We start from the raw sequence: 19,590 nt of genomic DNA, 5'->3' as shown, positions 1-19,590 counted from the left end.
ACACTAGGCAACAGAAAGATCAGGCGAATCGGCAGCAAGGTCAGTCACTAACATGTAACCTGGCTCATGCGTTATAGCAATATCAACGCCTGCTTGCTTGATAGCCATCTGCGGAGTGACACCGCAAGCCCAGAAGCCCAGGATATCGCCTTCACGATAAACGGGAGCATCACCGAAGTCTGGGCGGTCAATGTCCTTGATCCCGATGAGCGATGGGTCACCAATGTGAACCGGAGCGCCATGAGCGAGCGGGAAACGCTCAGACAGGACAATCGCCTTGATCGTGTCTTTCGGGCGGAAAGCTCGCATGGACACCACCATCGACCCTTTAAACGGGCCATACCCTTCGGTCGGGAGGCTGGTGATGTACATGGGCACATTTCGGTTCGCGCTAATGTGCTGGATCTCGATGCCCGCATTCAGAATCGCATTCTCGAAAGAGAACGAGCAGCCCAAAGCGAACGTTACAAAATCGTCTCGCCACAGGTCGACCAGCGAATCAACGGTTTCGGTATGAACGCCGTTCCGATAGACGCGATAGCGCGCCACGTCCGTACGGATATCTATCTCACCAGCCAGCGGAAGGGTCGGGTCACCTGGTTTCCCCATAGCAACCAGCGGGCAGCTCTTAGGGTTCAGATCGCAGAAGACCTTGAAATCATCCGCAAACCGCTTTGGCAGAATCATCAAATTGGCTTGCATAAATCCATCAGCGAAACCGCTCGTTGGAACCCGCAGGTCACCAGCACGGATCATCTGCCTTACTTCAGCGGCAGACTTCGCTTGCATTATTTTAATTGGTTCCATTCTGGCACCTAAGTGAACGACTCAAACCGCTTACTGGGCTTGCAGGACATCGACCATTGCTTTCGCGATCTCAACGTCAGCTGCTTCCGGCCCACCGGATACGCCGACACCACCCACAACTACACCGTTGATGGTCACTGGCAGACCGCCACCGAACACTACAAATGGACGTGCACAGGAGCGCTCAAGCCCATAAAGCTCCTGCCCTGGCTGCGTAATCGCCATCCAGGTATCTGTCGGATTGCGCAGCGCTGCGGCGGTGTAAGCCTTGTTAGTCGCCACCTCAATCGTACCGAAAGCAGCATCATCGACCCGGATGAAGCCAACAAGATGACCGCCTACATCAACGATCGACAGGCAAGAGCGCTGATCGAGTTCTTTGGCCCGTTTGATACCAGCCTGCAGAGCGGCCATGGCAAGTTCGTGTTTGATCAACATGGTGAACTCTCCTATTGACCTAGTTGTAGGCACCGCCACAAACATTAATTGCCTGGGCTGTAATGTAAGAGGACTCGTCCGAAGCCAAGAATACGAATAGCGGTGCAACCTCATCAGCGGTCGCCTGACGACCAAGCGGAATCAGCGACTTAACCCGCGCTTCTTGCTTCTCTTTGCCGCCGATGAAGTCGATTACCGGCGCATTGAACGGAGTGTCGATCCAACCAGGACAAATAGCATTGACACGCACACCGTCTTTCGCCAACTCGATCGCCATGGTCGTTGCCATACCAATCACTGCGGCCTTAGAGGACGAGTAGCATGTGAGGCCAGGTGCGCCGCGCTTACCAGCCAGCGAAGACATCATGACAACGGACGATTTCTTAGCCTTCCGCAAATGAGTCAAGGACTCCTGCACGAAGATAAAGCTAGAGCGCACATTGATGTCGTAGACTTTGTCCCAGGCTTCAGTGGAAAAATCAGAAACATTGCCGGAGAGCTGAATACCTGCATTCAAGCACAGGGTATTAATACCTCCCAACCAATCTGCCGCCTTACCCACCACCGACCGGACATCAGTCTCGCTACTAAGGTCAGCACGGAAAAACTTTACAATGCCCGGAAAACGCTGCTCAACTTTCGAACCACGCTCCGCATCGATATCTACAACTGCTACTTTCGCGCCCTCTTGAACAAAGGACTCCAAAATAGCGAGCCCGATATTGGCTACGCCTCCCGTAAGAAGGACGAGCTTACCCGCCAAACGATCGGTCATATTAACCTCGCTCAAATATTTTATTTGAAGTACGCCATCGCTTTATTTGCAATGGCGTTATGCATCACTTCGCTCGGGAAATGTTTTCCAGAACGAGCGAGTTAACTTGCGAAGCAGCTTCCATCTGCGGCATGTGACCTGCGCCACTGATGATGCTCAGCTTGGCCTGAGACGGAATCTGTGTATCAACCGGCAGCGGTACGATCTGATCCTTATCGCCCCAGATAAGCGCAACAGGGCCATTGAAGTCGGCGATCGTCCCAGCGATCCAATGACACTGCTGACCTTCGGCATCAACGATAGTGTCGCGGATCGCCGACAGGGCCTCAGGAACCCCTTCAAGGCGCTTGAAGCGCAAAGTACCTTCGATCATGTCGTTGCTGATTTTCGACGGATCGGCCAGCAGACGTTCCAAGACATCTTTCAACGGCCTGCGACGTTCAGCCGAGATGAAGTCATCCAGGAACGATTTGTTGATCTGCTTGCTCAGACCTACCGGAGCAATGAGTGCCAGAGAAGCGACCCGACCGGGTTGCCGAATAGCAAGAGCTGAAGCGACAGCGCCGCCGAACGAGTGAGCAACGATATGCATCTTGCCAGGCGCAGCTGATTCGAGCGCACGCTCTACCGCATTGACCAGATCGTCGAAGACTTTGTCGCCCTGAATCGGGGTGGACGCACCGTGACCTGGAAGATCCACTGCAACCACACGGTGCCCTTGAGCGAACGCATCCTGGTTGAACAGCCAAGTGGAAAGATCACCACCGAAACCGTGCACCAGGACAACAGTGTCATCGCCATCGGCGCCCATAGTCAGCACATTCACAACTCGACCGTCACCGACATCCACGGCCTTAACGCTCGGTGCGTTCAAGTCTTCTTCTTCAGCGGCATCATTGGCATCAGCAAACGATGCAATGAATGCTTCGATTTCATCATCGCTCACCGATGCATCAGCGATGACGCCGACCAAAGCGCCAACCGGTGCAGTGACACCTACCTGAACGACGATTCGACGCAGAATGCCGCTGGCAGCTGATTCCACCGCATTGGTGGTTTTGGTCGACTCGACTTCAATGATTTCCTGACCGCGGGTAACCTCGTCGCCTTCGGCTACCAGCCATTCAGCGACAAGACCCTCAGTCATTGTCATGCCCCATTTGGGGATTGTGACTGCTTCAATCGACATACCGCTTACCTCTCAACAATCGACTTGACCGCTTTGATGACCGCATCGGCATTCGGTACATATGCGTCCTCAAGGTTGGGCGCATATGGAACCGGGGTGTGCGGGGCGGTAACCATCTTGATCGGTGCGCGAAGCGAGTCGAAACACTTGTCGGCCAGCATTGCCGAAATATCTGCAGCCATACCACAGCGCGGGTTTGCTTCATCCACGATGACGACACGACCGATTTCGTCGGCGAAGTCCATCAGTGTTTCTTCATCGAGCGGCGAAGTGGTTCGCGGATCGATAATGCACGCAGAAATACCTTCAGACTGAAGCTTGCGCGCAGCCTCTTCTGCGATATGAACCATACGACCGATGGCCACGATCATCACGTCCTTACCGTCGCGCACCACACGGGCTTCACCAAATGGCACGGTGTAAGCGCCATCGGGGACTTCACCCATGGTGTCGTACAGCATTTTGTTCTCCAGGAAGATGACAGGGTCATCATCCCGAATGGCTTGAAGCAGCAGCCCCTTGGCGTCATAAGGGTTCGACGGGATGACCACCTTCAGACCAGGCACATGAGTGAAGATGGGGTAAAACGCTTGGGTATGCTGGGCTGCAGAGCGGGTACCTGCACCATAGGTTGCTCGAATAACCAGAGGAGTTCGAGCATGACCACCAAACATGTAGCGGAATTTGGCGATCTGGTTGACGATCTGGTCGAGGCAAACCCCAGCGAAGTCGACGAACATCAGTTCAGCGATAGGTCGCATACCGGTCAGCGCAGCACCAGCTGCGGCACCAATGAACGCGGTTTCGCTGATCGGGGTATCGCGAACACGCTCTGGGCCAAACTCACCGAGCAAACCGCGAGTGACGCCGAACGCGCCACCCCAAGCGTCCTTGACACCGTTTGCACCAGCGCCACCAGTAAGGTCTTCGCCCATCATGATCACGCGCGGATCACGCTGCATCTCCAGGCGCAAAGCATCGTTCAGCGCCTGACGGAAAGAAATTTTAGCCATGATGCCCTCCTTACAGGTACTTCACGTAGACGTCGGTGGTGAGAGCAGAAACTGGAGGGAATTCAGAAGCGCGAGCGAACGCAACAGATTCGTTCACTGCTACCGTAACCTCTTCGTCAATCGCATCCAGAGCAGCCACGTTTGCAAGGGACTCTACAGTGACTTTGGTGCGGAATTTAATCAGGCAGTCCTGTTCCTGACGCATGATCTTCTTCTCTTCCGGCGTACGATAGGTATCCGGATCACCGCTGTAGTGCCCGTAGTAACGAGGAACACGAATATGCAGGAGGGATGGGCCACCGCCTGAGCGGGCGCGTGCAATCGCCTCGCCAGCAATGGTGTAGACCTTGAAAACGTCAGTGCCATCAATTTCAGTAGAAGGGATGTCATAGCCTTCAGCACGACGAACGAAACTACCCGCTGAAACGAATTCGTTCGCTGTCGCTTCACCGAAGCCATTGTCTTCGATCACGAAGATGATTGGCAGCATCCAGATTTTGGCCAGGTTAAGACTCTCGGCCATTGCGCCTTCGTTCATGGCACCATCGCCCGCAAAGGCTATCGCAACTCGATCTGTATTCTGCAGCTTCGCACTCAATGCAGCACCGCAGGTAATTGGAGCGCCACCGGCAACGATCCCGTTAGCACCCAGCATCCCTTTGCGCAGATCGGCAATGTGCTGGGATCCACCTTTACCACCACAAGTACCAGTGACTCGGCCAAACAGCTCGGCCATCATCGCATTGATATCGCAGCCTTTAGCGATACAGTGACCATGGCCACGATGGGTCGACGAAATATAGTCCTCGTCGGTGAGGTGCATGCATACGCCAACCGCACTTGCCTCCTGGCCGGCATAGAGGTGGGTACTGCCCGGGATGTCACCGGTACCCATCTCGTTAATCACACGCTCTTCAAAACAGCGAATCGTTTGCATGGTGCGATAGGCTTCCAGCAGCCGTTCGCGTGGCAAATGCGGCGAGAACATTCCACTTCTCCTCATTTGAGTATTGCAACTTGTTTTGTCGTTATTGTGCGTCACAGTCCAACGCTCTCTTCGCCGAGGGCACCCTGAAGATCGTCCGACTCCTGGGTGACAGTGATCGCCTCGTAGCCCAATCGTCTCGCGATCCACTGATAACGTCCAATTGCGATTGCGGATTGTCAGAGATAACGTGTTCTTATCGGTAAGGTCTCTTAGGGGCCGCAAAAAAAGCTCTCCCACCTGAGCCATTTCGTCATTTTCTGCGGTAACGTATCAGCCGGCTCGACAGCAGCGAGCCCTCTAGGGCAAGCCCCACACCGCACCACACAATAAGATGAATGAGGCGCAGCATGATCGATCTACGAAGCCTTCAAACCTTCTATGCGGTTGCGCAGCTGGGCGGTTTTCACAAAGCGGCAGACAAGCTTCACACCTCCCAGCCAGCCGTGTCTGCGCGTATTGCGCAGCTTGAAAGACAGCTCAATGGCCGGCTATTCGAGAGAGATAAGCGCGGGTGTTTTCTGACAGCTCAAGGGCGGGAGCTGCTGACTTATGCCGAGCGCATGATCGCGCTTGAAAGCGAAATGGTTGAGGCTGTTGCAGGCCGCAAAGGCCTGAGTGGCACCGTCAGTTTGGGCGCCTCGGACACCATCGTGCACACTTGGCTCTCTGACCTTTTGAAGCAACTAAGCCAGGAATATCCCGAGATCACTCTGGATGTCGTGGTAGACAGCACCGCAAACATGACCACGGGACTCGCAGATTGCACCCTCGACGTGGCCTTGCTGATGGGCCCGGTGAACATCGGTAATGCAGAGAATCTTCCTCTGTGCAGCTACCCGATGAGCTGGATCAAATCGCCCAAGCTAGAACTGGGCAATAAGCCGCTGACGCTCGAAGAGATCGCAGCCCACCCCGTGATCACGTACGCGAGGAACACACGCCCGTACTGGCAGCTCAAAGACATGTTTGATCGCAAAGGGCTTCACAAGGTACGGCTTTTCTCGAACTCCTCGTTGTCCTCGATCGTACGCATGACGATGGATGGGATTGGTATAGCTGCCATTCCCGAGCACGCCGTGTTCGATGAGCTGGCCAGCGGCAAGCTCCACACCGTCTCCTCCACGCATGAAATGCCAGTGATGTCGTTCACTGCAAGCTTCATCGAGCGCGCAGACATGCCGCTAAACCGGATGGTTGCGCAGCTTGCCCAGAAAGTCGCAGCCGAGTATTGGCGGGTATAAAAAAACGGAGCCGAGGCTCCGTTTTTTGTATTGTCAGGCTGCTGGGTTTCGCCCCAGTCGCTCATAGACTTCGGGGCGCATGGCCTTGAAGTATTGAGCCAGCCCCATACCGGCAATCAGCACACCGATCAAGCAGAGCAGCATCCAGGTACGCTCACCAGGCTCACCACCTACCAGCAGGTCGAAGTGGTAGGCAACCAGGGTAACCAAGGCGACGAAGAAAACGCCCGAAATGAACGGAGCCAGGAAGGCTTTTGCAAAGCTGACCTCACCGTGACGCCCTTTGCGTACATACCAAGTCAGAGCAGAGAGGTTCACCACAGCCATCAGGATGATCACACCCGAAGTACCTACGCCGGAGAGCTGGCCGTACAGAAGCTCGGGCTTTGCACCAATGACGATAAACGGCATAAGCACACAGAGCACCATCGTGGACACACTCATCGAAGCAGCGAATGGGGACGAGTGCTTCATATGAATGCGGCTAAGGAATTTCGGCAGCGCGCGGTCAGTACCCAGGTTGAAGAGGTAACGCGAAAGGACGTTGTGAGTAGAGAGGGCCGATGCGAAGGCCGAAGTGAGCACAAGGATCGTAACGATCACTTGGAAGCGACCATCGATGTATTTGCTGAACGCAAGGGAGAACATGGTAGCAGGGGAATCAGTGGCAATCTGCTGCACATTCTCACCGTAAGCGGTGACCAATGCATAAGCACATACGGTGTACATCGCGCCGATGAAGATAATCGACCCATACGTAGCGCGACGGATAGTCTTGTCAGGGTCTCGCACTTCATCACGGTACAGCGCGGTAGCTTCGAAGCCCATGAAGAACGATACGGCGAACAGCATCGCGAAAGGAATATTCACACCTTCCTTGGAAAGCTCACCTGGCGAGAAGGGGGCGGACGCCGCCATACCCGTATCACCACCGATGCTCAACACCCCGAAGGCGAAGCCCAGGCACACCACGATCTCCGACAACATGACCCACAGCAGTACCTTTGCCGAGAGCTCAACGTGAAGGTAACCAAGAATACCCACGATGACCCAGCAAGTCAGAGAGTAGAAATACCAAGGGAAAGCTGAGCCTGTGAGCCCTCGGTGGAAATCAGAACACGCAACACCGAAGTAGGAAGTGATACCTGCAAGAAGAACGAAATAGGAAACTGCAGCTGTCAGCCCTGCTCCAAGACCCGCTGATTTCCCTAAGCCATAAGTAATGAACGAGTAGAAGTCGCCGGATCGACGAACCATGTTATTGAGCGTGATATAACCAATACCAAACAGCAGCATGACCGAGGCGACTACAACGAATAGGAGCGGCGTCGCTACGCCTCCGAACATTAAAGAGACCGGAATGTATCCTGCAACTGTAGTAAGCGGTGCAGAAAAGGCCAGCACCGTCATAGCCAAGCTCAGTGCACCCATATTACCCGACAATTTCTTCTGACTGACTGCGGCGTCTCCGACGCTTTCGGAAGCCTCAATACTCATAGCCATTTATTCCTTTCTCCTCGACTCGTAAGCGCAACTTTAGTAAACGGCAGTAGTCATTACTCAAGTGAAGCGCCACAATTTTTGTTATGATGGATACTCGGCTTAGTGCACACAGATGCTAATGATTCACTCGGAGTCAATCGAGCGTTCCATCCAACATTTCAACATCGTGTTGAGCGTGCTCATCGCGCTGTGGATCATCCTCGCGCCGCCCTTCGATAACGTCAAATTTTCATTAGCTATTGTCTGTGATAATGGCCGGTTATCAGTGAGCGGTGTGCGCCCTATCACAACACTGCAAGAACTTAACACTTAAGCCATTAGTTCAGACTCACCCGTGGTCACCCTCCTGCTCCAGGGCCACCTGTGAAACCAGTTAGGCCACTCCCAAGGTGGCCGAGCCCGCATTGGTCAGATGCCACCTATGGATGACCATGGGAGGTGGAGCAGTCACTGGCAGCATCTCAAGCTCGCCACTGGCCAGATGTTCTTGTACCAGGACGGCAGGCAGAACACCGATACCAATGCCATTTCGAATCAGCGTGATCAGCGCCGATATCGAAGGTGAGCTGGACAGCTGAATGGTCGTGGGGTTGACGCCATATTTGAAGGCCAGCTTCTGCACCGTCCGAGCAGCATCATCGGACGGCGTGGTGTTGCTCAGGGGCGTGAGTATTTGGTGCGAGAAAATGAAAGACTCATCAGCCAGGTTATCGACCAACCCGGGCTTGCCAATCCACTTGGTCGAGAGCGTGAGCAGCTTTTCAGAGACGGCATAAGGGCTCTGAGGTTGCTTGTCGAGCGACAATACCAAGTCAAGCTCCCCCTTATTCAGCTGTTCAACAAGATCCGCAGTCAACCCCACAACCCAGGTCACGCTAACGTTTGGCAGCTCAGTTTTGGTGCGTTTCACCAGCTCAGGAAGCAGCGTGTAGACAGCCGTTTCAATCAGGCCAATCCGTACAACGCCAACAATGCCTCCAAAGGCCATGGACTGCGGTATCCCGGGTCGAGGTGGTGTAGGTGCAGTAACCGCAGCTGACTATCTTGTGATTTCCAACATTTCAAACTGGGGCGCCACCGGAATCGTGGCGGCACTCTCGGCTCTGCATCGCTCACGGCGGGGTAGATGGCATGTTCATGGGGCCAGAACCTGCTCACGACGGCATCGCAATGCGCGAATACGAAGGCATGGTCAGAGCACTGCGAGGGAGCGTGATGCGCGCGATGGGCCATTCGATCAACTGGAAAGGCGACCAAGGCGACTGGAGACAAATCAAGTGAGTTATAAAACCTTCACCGAAGCCCTGCGTGAATTCAACCTGGAGCTGCCTCCAGTCGACCCTCCACGCGGTAGCTACGTACCCGCCATCAAAGCAGGGGGCTTTCTCTTCATTGCCGGACAGGCGCCGCGTCTTAATGGTGAACTGAAATACTCGGGGCGAGTGGGCCGCGATTTGTCCATCGAAGAGGGTCGTGAAGCCGCCAAACTATGCGCGCTCAACATCCTTAGCCATTTAGCGAATGCCACCGGTGATGACCCTTTAAAGGTAGTGACTGCGGTGCGCTTGGCAGGTGTCGTAAACTGCGTAGAAGACTTCACTGCTCACTCACAGGTGCTGGATGCAGCATCTGACCTGATCGCCAAAGTGCTCGGTGTTGCGGGGCAACATGCGCGAATCGCAACAGGCGCATCCTCTCTGCCTTCAGGGATGGCGGTCGAAATCGAGGCAGCATTTCTCCTGAAGCATTAACAGCTGTGGGGCGGTTCTACCCGCCTCAATTTTCACAACCAGTAGTCTGGCTGCTGGTAGATGTGCCTCAAGTAGTCGATGAAGTGACGCACCTTGGCAGGCAGAAAACGCTGCTGAGGATACACCGCCTGAATGTCGTAATCTGGCAGTGCGAACTCGTCCAGCACCGTCACCAATTCTCCACTCGCCAATTCACGATGGATCTCCCAAGTCGAACGCCAACCAATGCCTAGCCCCTGCCTCATCCAGGAGAAGAGCAGCTCACCATCGTTGCAAGCCATACTTCCGCTCACCCTCATGGCCACCTGCTTGCCCTCTCGCTGGAATGTCCACCCCCGTGGCTGGCCCCCCTGCGATGTGAAGGCCAGACAGTTGTGATTGGCGAGTTGCTCCAGACTGGTTGGCTTCCCATGCTTCTCGAAGTATTCCTGCGTACCACAGACCACCCTGCGATTGGAGCAAAGCTTCACCGCCACGTAGTTCGGGTCGGTCACCCAGCCAATGCGAATGCTCAGGTCGTACCCCTCACTCACAAGGTCGACGAGGCTATCGGTCAGGTTGAAGGACAACTTCAAATTCGGAAATTTCTGATGGAACCCAAGCGCATGTGGCGCGACATGTAACCGGCCAAATGCAGCCGGGGCCGAGACCATCAGGTTCCCCGTCACCAGCTTGGCGCTGTTGCTGATGCTCGCTTCCATTTCATCAAATTCACGAACGAGATCCTTGGCGCGCTCCAATAGCTGCTCACCCAGCTCTGTCAGGTGCAAACCGCGGGTAGAACGGTGCATCAGCTTTACACCCAACCGCTTCTCCAACGAGTCCAACCGCCTACCCAACATGGCTGGCGTGACACCCTCACTCAAGGCGGCAGCCGCAAAGCTCCCTTTCTGTGCGATTTGGATGAAACTCTGCAGTTCAGTGAAACGTGCCATTCGATACCTTTTATATCGACAGAAACTCATTTTGGGATCTTCAAGCCACTATCCCGCTCGTCCAGACTGGAGGCCACTACAAAAAGATATCGATTTCCTGGAGGAAAGAGTATGTCCAAAATGAGAGCAATCGATGCCGCCGTCCTGGTGATGCGTCGCGAAGGAGTCGATACGGCTTTCGGTATTCCGGGTGCCGCCATCAACCCACTTTACTCCGCCCTGCAGAAAGTCGGTGGTATCGATCACGTCCTCGCTCGTCACGTCGAAGGCGCCTCGCATATGGCCGAGGGCTACACGCGGGCCAACCCAGGTAACATCGGCGTATGCATTGGCACCTCCGGCCCTGCCGGGACTGACATGGTCACGGGCCTGTACAGTGCCTCCGCTGACTCTATTCCAATTCTTTGCATCACCGGCCAAGCTCCACGTGCCCGCCTGCACAAGGAAGACTTCCAGGCTATCGATATCACCAACATCGTCAAGCCTGTGACCAAGTGGGCCACCACAGTTCTGGAGCCGGGTCAGGTTCCTTACGCATTCCAGAAAGCCTTCTATGAAATGCGTACTGGACGCCCAGGCCCCGTCCTGATCGACCTGCCATTCGATGTGCAAATGGCCGAAATCGAATTCGACATTGACGCGTACGAGCCGCTGCCAGTACACAAGCCAAGCGCGACACGTATCCAGGCTGAAAAGGCACTTGCACTGCTCAACGACGCCGAGCGCCCACTGATCGTCTCCGGTGGCGGCGTTATCAACGCCAATGCGAGCGACCTGCTTGTCGAGTTCGCTGAGCTTACCGGCGTACCGGTTATCCCTACGCTGATGGGCTGGGGCACCATCCCGGACGACCACGCACAAATGGTCGGCATGGTCGGTCTCCAGACATCGCACCGTTATGGTAATGCCACGCTGCTCGAGTCTGACCTCGTATTCGGCATCGGTAACCGCTGGGCAAACCGCCACACCGGTTCGGTGGACGTTTACACCAAGGGCCGCAAGTTCGTTCACGTCGACATCGAACCGACCCAGATTGGCCGCGTTTTCACCCCGGACTTGGGCATCGTTTCCGACGCTGGAAAAGCACTGGAAGCGTTCCTTGAAGTCGCCCGCGAATGGAAAGCCGCTGGTAAATTGAAATGCCGACAAGCGTGGCTTGAGAGCTGTCAGCAACGCAAAGCCACTCTGCAGCGCAAGACCCACTTCGACAACGTACCGGTCAAGCCTCAGCGCGTTTATGAAGAAATGAACCAAGTATTCGGTAAGGACACTTGCTACATCTCTACCATCGGCCTGTCACAGATTGCCGGCGCTCAGTTCTTGCACGTGTACAAACCACGTCACTGGATCAACTGTGGCCAGGCGGGCCCTCTGGGCTGGACGATCCCAGCTGCACTGGGTGTAGTCAAAGCTGACCCAAGCCGTCAGGTCGTTGCGTTGTCCGGCGACTACGATTTCCAGTTCATGATCGAAGAGCTGGCTGTCGGTGCTCAGTTCAACCTGCCGTACGTTCACGTCCTGGTGAACAACTCCTATCTGGGTCTTATTCGTCAGGCCCAGCGCGGTTTCGAGATGGACTATTGCGTCCAGCTGGCCTTCGAAAACATCAACGCCCCAGAGCTCAATGGTTACGGCGTGGATCACGTCGCGGTTGTCGAGGGTCTGGGCTGTAAAGCGATTCGCGTGTTCGAGCCATTTGAGATTGCCCCTGCTCTCAGGGAAGCCCAGCGAATGGCTCAAGAGTACCAGGTACCAGTGGTCGTTGAGGTGATTTTGGAGCGAGTGACCAACATCTCCATGGGGACCGAAATCGACGCAATTAAAGAGTTCGAAGAGCTGGCAGTATTCGCCAGCGATGCGCCGACCTCGATTGTGCCGTTGAGCAATTCTTGAGACTTGTGAGGACAGCCAGATGCCACGTTTAGCAGCCAACCTTTCGATGTTGTTCACCGAACACGACTTCCTCGCGCGCTTCAGTGCTGCCGCCAATGCCGGGTTCACAGGCGTCGAGTACCTGTTCCCGTACGACTTTAGCGCTGCCGACATCAAGCAGCAGCTGGAAGCCAACGGCCTGACCCAGGTGCTGTTCAACCTGCCTGCCGGCGACTGGGCCAAAGGTGAGCGCGGTATCACCTGCCACCCCGACCGTGTCGAAGAATTCCGTGCCGGTGTCGACAAGGCCATCGAATACGCCAAGGTGCTGGGCAACACCCAGGTCAACGCCCTGGCCGGCATTCGCCCACAAGGCCCGGACTGCTCCACCGTGCGCAAGACCTTCGTCGAAAACCTGCGCTACGCCGCCGACAAGCTCAAGGCCGCCGGTATTCGCCTGGTCATGGAAATGATCAACACCCGCGACATCCCGGGCTTCTACCTGAACACCACCCAGCAGGCCCTGGAAATCCAGGCCGAAGTGGGCAGTGACAACCTGTTCCTGCAGTACGACATCTACCACATGCAGATCATGGAAGGTGACCTGGCGCGCACCATGGAAACCAATCTGCAGCTAATCAACCACATCCAGCTCGCGGACAACCCTGGCCGTAACGAGCCAGGCACCGGCGAAATCAACTATCGCGTCCTGTTCGAGCACCTGGATCGGATCGGTTACCAAGGTTGGGTGGGAGCAGAGTACAAGCCTCTGACCACGACAGAAGCGGGTCTTGGCTGGATCAAAACCCACAATGTGATCTAAGCAAGCTAGTGCAGGTGCGATCCCTCAGGGATCGCACAGCTTATTGCGGCAAGACCGCAATCCGTAAGGAGTGAATCATGGCAAAAGTTGGCTTCATTGGCACAGGCATCATGGGTCGCCCCATGGCCTTGAACCTGCAAAAAGCGGGTAACCAAGTCTACGTTTCGACTCACCATAGCTCAGCACCAGATGATCTGGTAAACGCAGGTGCGATCAGCCTGGCTAACCCTAAAGAGGTTGCCCAGGAAGCTGAAGTCATCATTGTGATGGTGCCGGACACCCCTCAAGTAGAGAGCGTTCTGTTTGGGGAAAACGGCGTTGCAGAAGGCATCGGCCCAAACAAGATCGTCATCGATATGAGCTCGATCTCGCCAACTGCCACCAAAGCGTTTGCTGAGAAGATCAATGCCACAGGTGCGAGCTACCTGGATGCGCCTGTGTCTGGTGGTGAAGTAGGCGCTAAAGCGGGCACCCTCAGCATCATGGTGGGCGGCTCTCAAGCTGCATTCGACCGTGCTTACCCGCTGTTCGAAGTGATGGGTAAAAACATCAATCGCGTTGGCGCCAATGGCGACGGTCAAACCGCCAAGGTTGCCAACCAGATCATCGTTGCTCTCAACATCCAGGCTGTCAGTGAAGCACTGTTGTTCGCGTCCAAGAACGGAGCTGACCCGGCCAAGGTTCGCGAGGCGCTCATGGGCGGCTTCGCATCCTCGAAGATTCTTGAGGTTCATGCTGAGCGCATGATTAAAGGAACCTTCGACCCCGGCTTCCGCATCAACCTGCACCAAAAAGACCTGAACCTAGCTCTGCAGGGCGCTAAGGAACTTGGGCTGAACCTTCCAAATACATCGAACGCACAGCAGGTGTTTAGCACTTGTGTCGCCCTGGGTGGCGGTGAATGGGATCATTCTGCGTTGATCAAAGGCTTGGAGCATATGGCGAATTTCTCGATTCGCGATAAGCTCTAAGGGGCAGTTAGGCTGGGTAGTAGTCCGCGCTACTGCCTAGCCTAACGACCTAAAATTTCTCTTCCCCTCTCCTCACTACTTCGACGCCACATCAAGATACCTTACGGCCCATCCTTCAGTGCCATCCCTCAAGTCGCATCGTAGCTCGTACCAATCTCTGCTCTTCATCCTCGATATCTCGAAGACTGTCTCGAATACCATTAATGTGGTCGCGCGCAGCTCGCTGAGCCTGTTCGGGAAGTTGCTCCATCACCGCGTGATAAAGCCGCGAATGCTGCCTATCAATCTGACGCTTTTGGGCAGGACGACAGTAGAGATTGTTGACGGACGCGAAGACCGTACTCAGGGTTAGCTCGCTTAAGCCTTGTAGCGTGTGAACAAGGACGGGGTTGTGAGAGGCTTCACTTATTGATCGATGGAAAGCGTGATCGAGCCTAGCCTGCTCCTTAGCATCATGATGCTGAGGATCTGAATGCGCGGAGAGCATTTCTTCGTAACGCTTATGGATCAGCAACCGATCGACATCGGTGGCCCTTAGCGCAGCGAGCCTTGCTGACTCACCTTCGAGCAGTGCTCTCACCTCGAGCAAATCGTAGAGGGTTCTACGCTGAGAGCTAAAGAGATACATCATTGGCTGCGTTGCTTCGGTATTCGAAAGATCGGCCACGTACGAGCCACGTCCATGCTCAGTGTCGATGATTCCCCTGCCACGGAGAACCCGGAGTCCTTCGCGAAGCGCTGAACGTGAGCAGCCCATCTTGGTCATCAGACGTCGCTCAGAGGGTAGCGCTTGGCCAACCTTGATCACCCCATCAACGATCAACCGTTCAATGCGTTCGGCTACCTGGTCAGCGACTTGGGTTTTTTCTTGTTTGCCCGAGTGCGAATTTTCCATCAAGACTCCTGAGGACTGGTACGACCAGCCGTGAATTGCAGGACGACGCGGCTCATTTTATCCCCCGCGTGACCTGAGCCATAGGAACTTCGTTGTCAAGGCCCTAAAAACTGGTCGTACCAGAGCGCTTGGTCGTCGACATGATGGAAGCACCCGCTCAGTGTTGGATTCGCCCCTAGCTCCTGCCAGACGCAACCCATTTGAGACAGGGGCAAAGCACACAAGAATAAAAGCCTAACGCGAGAGCGCGATGAACATTCTCCATGATGAGCGTGTCGATGGTGCATTGCCCAACGTCGACAAAGACCACGTGTTAAATCAGCTATCAACAGCGATACCTGATCTTGAAATTCTGTTTTCGCCAGAAGAGCTCAGACCTTACGAATGCGACGGCCTGTCAGCCTATCGCGTCATGCCCCTGCTGGTCGTAATCCCCACCAGAATCGATCAGGTGCAAACCATCCTGAGAACCTGCTTTGAGCTCCGTGTCCCTGTAGTGGCTCGCGGAGCCGGAACAGGACTGTCGGGCGGCGCCTTGCCGCACGAGCGAGGCATTCTTCTCGTGATGGCAAGATTCAACCAGATCATTGAGGTGAATCCGCATGGTCGGTTTGCCAAGGTTCAGCCAGGTGTTCGCAACCTAGCTATCTCCCAAGCTGCGGCACCTTTTGACCTGTACTACGCGCCAGACCCCTCTTCACAAATTGCGTGCTCCATCGGCGGGAACGTGGCTGAAAACGCGGGCGGTGTGCATTGCCTGAAATATGGGCTGACCGTTAACAACATCCTGAAGGTCAACATCCTCACTATCGAGGGAGAGGCACTTACGCTGGGTAGCGATGCGCTAGATAGCCCTGGTCTTGACCTGCTAGCTCTCTTCACAGGGTCGGAAGGAATGCTCGGCGTAATCACGGAAGTGACGGTCAAGCTGCTTCCGAAACCCCAGGTCGCACGAGTGCTGCTTGCAAGCTTCGACTCAGTAAAAAAAGCAGGGGCAGCAGTCGCTGACATCATCGCCGCCGGCATCATTCCCGGTGGACTGGAGATGATGGACAACCTCTCTATCCGGGCCAGCGAGGACTTCATCCATGCTGGCTATCCAGTTGAAGCGGCAGCCATGCTGCTGTGCGAGTTGGACGGCGTTGAAGCAGATGTTCAGGAAGATTGCGACCGAGTCAAAACCATTCTGGAATTAGCCGGCGCAACCGAAGTCCGGATCGCTCGCGATGAAGCAGAACGTACTCGTTTCTGGGCTGGTAGGAAGAATGCCTTCCCTGCCGTGGGCAGGATCTCTCCTGACTACTACTGCATGGATGGAACCATTCCACGTCGACAGCTTCCTCGTGTTCTCAATGGAATCGAGGAGCTTTCCAATGAATACGGCTTGCGGGTAGCGAACGTATTCCACGCGGGCGACGGAAATATGCACCCCCTGATCCTCTTCGATGCCAACCAAGAAGGCGAACTGGGACGCGCTGAAGCGCTCGGAGGAAAAATCCTTGAGCTGTGTGTTGAAGTGGGTGGGAGCATCACAGGCGAGCACGGCGTAGGGCGAGAAAAAATCAACCAAATGTGCGCTCAGTTCAACGGTGACGAGATCACCCTGATGCATGCAGTGAAAAACGCCTTTGACCAACACAATTTGCTCAACCCAGGAAAGAACATTCCAACGCTGAATCGATGTGCTGAGTTCGGCTCAATGCATATCCACCACGGCAATCTGCCCTTTCCTGAGCTGGAGCGCTTCTGATGCAATACGATCACGACAACAGCGCTGATCTCCTCGAACAGGTCAATTACGCCCTCAACGAAGACATCCCCCTTCGCATCCAAGGCAGCAACAGCAAGCACATGCTTGGAGGCCACGTCTCTGGCGAAGTGCTGGACACGCGCATTCATCGCGGCATTGTCAATTACGATCCAACCGAGCTTGTAATCACCGCTCGTGCCGGTACGTCGCTGTGGGAGATCGAAGCTGCATTGGATCATGCCGGTCAGATGCTTCCCTTCGAGCCGCCACATTTCGGGCCAGATGCAACCGTCGGCGGGATGGTTGCCTCCGGGCTGTCTGGCCCACGCCGTCCTTGGGCGGGAGCAGTGAGGGACTATGTACTCGGTGTCCAAGTGATCATCGGGAACGGCAAGCTACTACGCTTCGGCGGTGAGGTGATGAAGAACGTTGCAGGTTACGACCTCTCACGCCTGATGGCGGGAAGTTTTGGCACCCTCGGCGTCATCACTGAAGTCTCCCTAAAAGTGCTGCCTAAACCTCGTGCTTCTGCGAGCTTGTCCCTCAATATGGATCCCGCTCAGGCTCTAGCCAACCTTGCTCGCTGGGGGCAGCAGCCAATTCCTATCAGCGCCGCATGTCATGACGGCTCGCTGCTCCACTTGCGTATCGAGGGCGGGGATGGTTCTGTCAAATCTGCGTTGAGCATTCTCGGAGGTGAACCTCTCGATAACGGCTTCTGGAGAGATTTGCGCGAACACGAGACAGACTTTTTCAAAAGCTCGGAACCTTTGTGGCGCCTTTCGCTGCCAAGCGATGTCTCCCCGTACATTCTTCCAGGGAAGCAGATCCTGGACTGGGGAGGATCCCAACGATGGCTGAAAACGAATGAAAGCGCCGATGCAATCCGTGAGGTTGTGGAGCATCTAGGGGGGCACGCGACGCTCTATGCCCAAGGTGACTCATCACTGCACCCGATCTTCAAGGCGCTGATGAAATACCAGAAAAACCTAAAGAATCAGTTCGACCCTCAGAACATTTTTAACCCTGGCCGCGTCGGTTCGGAGGCGTAGGACATCACATGCAGACCGTACTTAGTCAAGAAGCCAAAAATCTGCCAAGAGCAGAAGAAGCTGAAAAAATCCTCCGTTCCTGTGTGCACTGCGGCTTTTGCACAGCAACATGCCCAACCTACCAGTTATTAGGTGACGAGCTCGATGGGCCGCGAGGCCGCATCTATCTCATCAAACAGGTACTTGAAGGCAACGAAGTAACTGCTAAAACTCAGAAACACCTAGATCGATGCCTGTCATGCCGAAACTGTGAAACAACCTGCCCTTCAGGTGTGCAATATCATAACCTCCTGGATATCGGTCGTAGCGTTGTCGAGGCAGAAGTGCCAAGACCACTCCTCGAGAGGGCATTACGTGCTGGCATCCGAACAGTCATTCCACGCCGTGCACTGTTCAAGACCTTATGCTCAACAGGGATGGTTCTCAGGCCGTTACTACCAAAAAGCTTGAAACGTAAATTGCCATCCTTGCCCACCGCACCGAAGCCAAGACCTCGTGTACATCACGATCGCAAGGTCTTGATGCTAGAAGGTTGTGTTCAACCAACCTTATCACCGAACACGAATGCGGCTGCCGCCAGAGTGCTTGATAGACTAGGCATTTCGGTGATAAATGCACCAGAAGCCGGATGCTGCGGGGCAGTTGATTACCACCTGAACGCACAAGCCAGGGGTTTGGAGCGAGCCAAAAGAAACATTGATGCATGGTGGCCAGCAATACAGAAAGGGGTCGAGGCAATTGTCCAAACAGCAAGCGGGTGCGGCGCATTCGCTCGTGATTACGGCCATTTGCTGGAAGAAGACGCACTCTATGCAGAAAAAGCACGGGTCGTCAGCTCTCTAGCTAAGGATCTTGCTGAAGTAATTCGAGTTGAGCCAATCGAAAACTTGAAAATTACCGCAAACAAACGCATCGCCTTCCACTGCCCTTGCACCCTTCAACACGCACAAAAGTTAGGGGGGGCGGTCGAAAACATTCTCAGCCGCTTTGGCTTCACAATGACAAATGTTCCAGACGACCACTTGTGCTGCGGCTCAGCAGGCACTTACTCAATTACCCAGCCTGAATTATCAGCCCAATTACGCGACAACAAGCTTAAGGCGTTAGACAGTGGAAATCCAGACCAAATCGTCACGGCCAATATTGGTTGCCAAACCCACTTAAGTGGCGCCAGAAAACGACCAGTAAAGCATTGGATTGAAATAGTAGAAGAAGGACTGCACCCAGCAACCACCGCACAAGAACTTAAACCAGAAGAAATGCTCCCGCCGTTTAGCTAAAAAATTGGCAGGTAATGCAAGCCAGGAGTTCGAAACCCCCATTTGCAGTACTACTCTTGGCTTGCGTCAGAAACTTCGCAACCGAATGATAAAATAAAATTATCAGCCGTGAACACCAATGAGTTTCAGCGCAACGTCTCGCTCCCCTTCAAGAGCCTGCGCCTATATGTTAACTTGCGCCCGAGTCGAGGTCACAGGCACAAAATACACAAAAGCCTTGAACACGCTTATCTTGTTATAGCCAGCTTTGAGCGCTGGGCGCACCGAGCGCCTAAAAAACCGTACTCGTAGAGTTCTGCCTCTACTG

18 protein-coding genes and 1 pseudogene are annotated in these 19,590 nt (G+C 54.7%); 9 read left to right on the top strand and 10 right to left on the bottom strand.

The features are described from left to right. Nucleotides 1-3: 3 nt before the first annotated feature. From ACMGF5_RS20150 to ACMGF5_RS20125, 6 genes are all read right to left on the bottom strand, one after another. The gene (locus tag ACMGF5_RS20150) at nucleotides 4-807 is read right to left on the bottom strand and encodes a putative hydro-lyase (RefSeq protein ID WP_119688871.1); all 804 of its coding nucleotides are present in this window, start codon (nucleotides 805-807) and stop codon (nucleotides 4-6) included. 30 nt (nucleotides 808-837) lie between these two features. Beyond that, complete coding sequence (locus ACMGF5_RS20145) at nucleotides 838-1,245, bottom strand: GlcG/HbpS family heme-binding protein (protein WP_119688870.1); 408 nt, start codon at nucleotides 1,243-1,245, stop codon at nucleotides 838-840. Nucleotides 1,246-1,264: 19 nt separating this feature from the next. Beyond that, nucleotides 1,265-2,020, bottom strand: coding sequence for an SDR family oxidoreductase (locus tag ACMGF5_RS20140; RefSeq protein WP_119688869.1), 756 nt, complete (start codon nucleotides 2,018-2,020; stop codon nucleotides 1,265-1,267). A 64-nt stretch (nucleotides 2,021-2,084) separates the two neighbouring features. Further along, nucleotides 2,085-3,209, bottom strand: a complete 1,125-nt coding sequence (locus ACMGF5_RS20135; RefSeq protein WP_119688868.1) for an acetoin dehydrogenase dihydrolipoyllysine-residue acetyltransferase subunit — start codon at nucleotides 3,207-3,209, stop codon at nucleotides 2,085-2,087. A gap of 5 nt (nucleotides 3,210-3,214) precedes the next feature. Next, nucleotides 3,215-4,225: an alpha-ketoacid dehydrogenase subunit beta gene (locus tag ACMGF5_RS20130; RefSeq protein ID WP_286010448.1), complete on the bottom strand. Its 1,011-nt coding sequence runs from the start codon at nucleotides 4,223-4,225 to the stop codon at nucleotides 3,215-3,217. A gap of 7 nt (nucleotides 4,226-4,232) precedes the next feature. Further along, complete coding sequence (locus ACMGF5_RS20125; RefSeq protein ID WP_119688866.1) at nucleotides 4,233-5,210, bottom strand: thiamine pyrophosphate-dependent dehydrogenase E1 component subunit alpha; 978 nt, start codon at nucleotides 5,208-5,210, stop codon at nucleotides 4,233-4,235. Nucleotides 5,211-5,557: 347 nt separating this feature from the next. On the opposite strand from ACMGF5_RS20125, the gene ACMGF5_RS20120 reads away from it, so the two are divergent. Beyond that, a complete protein-coding gene (locus ACMGF5_RS20120; RefSeq protein WP_119688865.1) occupies nucleotides 5,558-6,451 on the top strand; it encodes a LysR family transcriptional regulator in 894 nt (297 codons plus the stop codon). A gap of 33 nt (nucleotides 6,452-6,484) precedes the next feature. On the opposite strand, the gene ACMGF5_RS20115 is transcribed toward ACMGF5_RS20120, so the two are convergent. Next, on the bottom strand, nucleotides 6,485-7,948 hold the full coding sequence (locus ACMGF5_RS20115; protein WP_251962878.1) for an APC family permease: 1,464 nt from the start codon (nucleotides 7,946-7,948) through the stop codon (nucleotides 6,485-6,487). Between the two features lie 379 nt (nucleotides 7,949-8,327). After that, nucleotides 8,328-8,942, bottom strand: coding sequence for a substrate-binding domain-containing protein (locus ACMGF5_RS20110; protein WP_119688862.1), 615 nt, complete (start codon nucleotides 8,940-8,942; stop codon nucleotides 8,328-8,330). Between ACMGF5_RS20110 and ACMGF5_RS20105 the strand changes: the two are divergent. After that, nucleotides 8,926-9,060, top strand: a pseudogene (locus ACMGF5_RS20105) (glutamate cyclase domain-containing protein); the annotation flags it as partial. The gene ACMGF5_RS20110 and the pseudogene ACMGF5_RS20105 overlap by 17 nt on opposite strands. Nucleotides 9,061-9,231: 171 nt before the next feature. Then, nucleotides 9,232-9,705: a RidA family protein gene (locus tag ACMGF5_RS20100; protein WP_119688861.1), complete on the top strand. Its 474-nt coding sequence runs from the start codon at nucleotides 9,232-9,234 to the stop codon at nucleotides 9,703-9,705. A 32-nt stretch (nucleotides 9,706-9,737) separates the two neighbouring features. On the opposite strand, the gene ACMGF5_RS20095 is transcribed toward ACMGF5_RS20100, so the two are convergent. After that, a complete protein-coding gene (locus ACMGF5_RS20095; protein WP_119688860.1) occupies nucleotides 9,738-10,640 on the bottom strand; it encodes a LysR family transcriptional regulator in 903 nt (300 codons plus the stop codon). 111 nt (nucleotides 10,641-10,751) lie between these two features. Between ACMGF5_RS20095 and gcl the strand changes: the two genes are divergently transcribed. The 3 genes from gcl to ACMGF5_RS20080 all read left to right on the top strand — a co-directional run bounded on the left by gcl (nucleotide 10,752) and on the right by ACMGF5_RS20080 (nucleotide 14,306). Beyond that, entirely contained in the window at nucleotides 10,752-12,533 is a 1,782-nt protein-coding gene (gene gcl, locus ACMGF5_RS20090) for a glyoxylate carboligase (protein WP_119688859.1), read from the top strand. 19 nt (nucleotides 12,534-12,552) lie between these two features. After that, nucleotides 12,553-13,335, top strand: a complete 783-nt coding sequence (gene hyi, locus ACMGF5_RS20085; RefSeq protein ID WP_119688858.1) for a hydroxypyruvate isomerase — start codon at nucleotides 12,553-12,555, stop codon at nucleotides 13,333-13,335. Between the two features lie 77 nt (nucleotides 13,336-13,412). Next, a complete protein-coding gene (locus ACMGF5_RS20080; protein WP_119688857.1) occupies nucleotides 13,413-14,306 on the top strand; it encodes a 2-hydroxy-3-oxopropionate reductase in 894 nt (297 codons plus the stop codon). 115 nt (nucleotides 14,307-14,421) lie between these two features. Here ACMGF5_RS20080 and glcC read toward each other — a convergent pair whose 3' ends face one another. After that, entirely contained in the window at nucleotides 14,422-15,201 is a 780-nt protein-coding gene (gene glcC / locus ACMGF5_RS20075; RefSeq protein WP_119688856.1) for a transcriptional regulator GlcC, read from the bottom strand. Between the two features lie 250 nt (nucleotides 15,202-15,451). Between glcC and glcD the strand changes: the two genes are divergently transcribed. The 3 genes from glcD to glcF are packed head-to-tail and all read left to right on the top strand — an operon-like array spanning nucleotide 15,452 to nucleotide 19,283. Beyond that, on the top strand, nucleotides 15,452-16,951 hold the full coding sequence (gene glcD, locus ACMGF5_RS20070) for a glycolate oxidase subunit GlcD (RefSeq protein WP_119688855.1): 1,500 nt from the start codon (nucleotides 15,452-15,454) through the stop codon (nucleotides 16,949-16,951). Next, entirely contained in the window at nucleotides 16,951-18,003 is a 1,053-nt protein-coding gene (glcE, locus tag ACMGF5_RS20065; RefSeq protein WP_119688854.1) for a glycolate oxidase subunit GlcE, read from the top strand. Before glcD ends, glcE begins: the two co-directional genes overlap by 1 nt. 8 nt (nucleotides 18,004-18,011) lie before the next feature. Next, complete coding sequence (glcF, locus tag ACMGF5_RS20060) at nucleotides 18,012-19,283, top strand: glycolate oxidase subunit GlcF (RefSeq protein ID WP_119688853.1); 1,272 nt, start codon at nucleotides 18,012-18,014, stop codon at nucleotides 19,281-19,283. The last annotated feature ends 307 nt before the right edge of the window (nucleotides 19,284-19,590 follow it).

Source organism: Pseudomonas sp. BNK-15, from assembly GCF_047456105.1.
In the GTDB taxonomy this organism is placed as follows: domain Bacteria; phylum Pseudomonadota; class Gammaproteobacteria; order Pseudomonadales; family Pseudomonadaceae; genus Aquipseudomonas; species Aquipseudomonas putida_E.
Note: the sequence above shows the minus strand (reverse complement) of the source record. Positions and strands in the feature narration are given on the sequence as shown.

Coding starts and splice junctions, on each gene's coding strand:
- ACMGF5_RS20145 (WP_119688870.1), bottom strand. CDS start 1,245: ATGTTGATCAAACACGAACTTGCCATGGCCGCTCTGCAGGCTGGTATC.
- ACMGF5_RS20135 (WP_119688868.1), bottom strand. CDS start 3,209: ATGTCGATTGAAGCAGTCACAATCCCCAAATGGGGCATGACAATGACT.
- gcl (WP_119688859.1), top strand. CDS start 10,752: ATGTCCAAAATGAGAGCAATCGATGCCGCCGTCCTGGTGATGCGTCGC.
- ACMGF5_RS20095 (WP_119688860.1), bottom strand. CDS start 10,640: ATGGCACGTTTCACTGAACTGCAGAGTTTCATCCAAATCGCACAGAAA.
- ACMGF5_RS20110 (WP_119688862.1), bottom strand. CDS start 8,942: ATGGCCTTTGGAGGCATTGTTGGCGTTGTACGGATTGGCCTGATTGAA.
- hyi (WP_119688858.1), top strand. CDS start 12,553: ATGCCACGTTTAGCAGCCAACCTTTCGATGTTGTTCACCGAACACGAC.
- ACMGF5_RS20115 (WP_251962878.1), bottom strand. CDS start 7,948: ATGAGTATTGAGGCTTCCGAAAGCGTCGGAGACGCCGCAGTCAGTCAG.
- glcF (WP_119688853.1), top strand. CDS start 18,012: ATGCAGACCGTACTTAGTCAAGAAGCCAAAAATCTGCCAAGAGCAGAA.
- ACMGF5_RS20150 (WP_119688871.1), bottom strand. CDS start 807: ATGGAACCAATTAAAATAATGCAAGCGAAGTCTGCCGCTGAAGTAAGG.
- glcD (WP_119688855.1), top strand. CDS start 15,452: ATGAACATTCTCCATGATGAGCGTGTCGATGGTGCATTGCCCAACGTC.
- ACMGF5_RS20125 (WP_119688866.1), bottom strand. CDS start 5,210: ATGTTCTCGCCGCATTTGCCACGCGAACGGCTGCTGGAAGCCTATCGC.
- ACMGF5_RS20140 (WP_119688869.1), bottom strand. CDS start 2,020: ATGACCGATCGTTTGGCGGGTAAGCTCGTCCTTCTTACGGGAGGCGTA.
- ACMGF5_RS20120 (WP_119688865.1), top strand. CDS start 5,558: ATGATCGATCTACGAAGCCTTCAAACCTTCTATGCGGTTGCGCAGCTG.
- glcC (WP_119688856.1), bottom strand. CDS start 15,201: ATGGAAAATTCGCACTCGGGCAAACAAGAAAAAACCCAAGTCGCTGAC.
- glcE (WP_119688854.1), top strand. CDS start 16,951: ATGCAATACGATCACGACAACAGCGCTGATCTCCTCGAACAGGTCAAT.
- ACMGF5_RS20080 (WP_119688857.1), top strand. CDS start 13,413: ATGGCAAAAGTTGGCTTCATTGGCACAGGCATCATGGGTCGCCCCATG.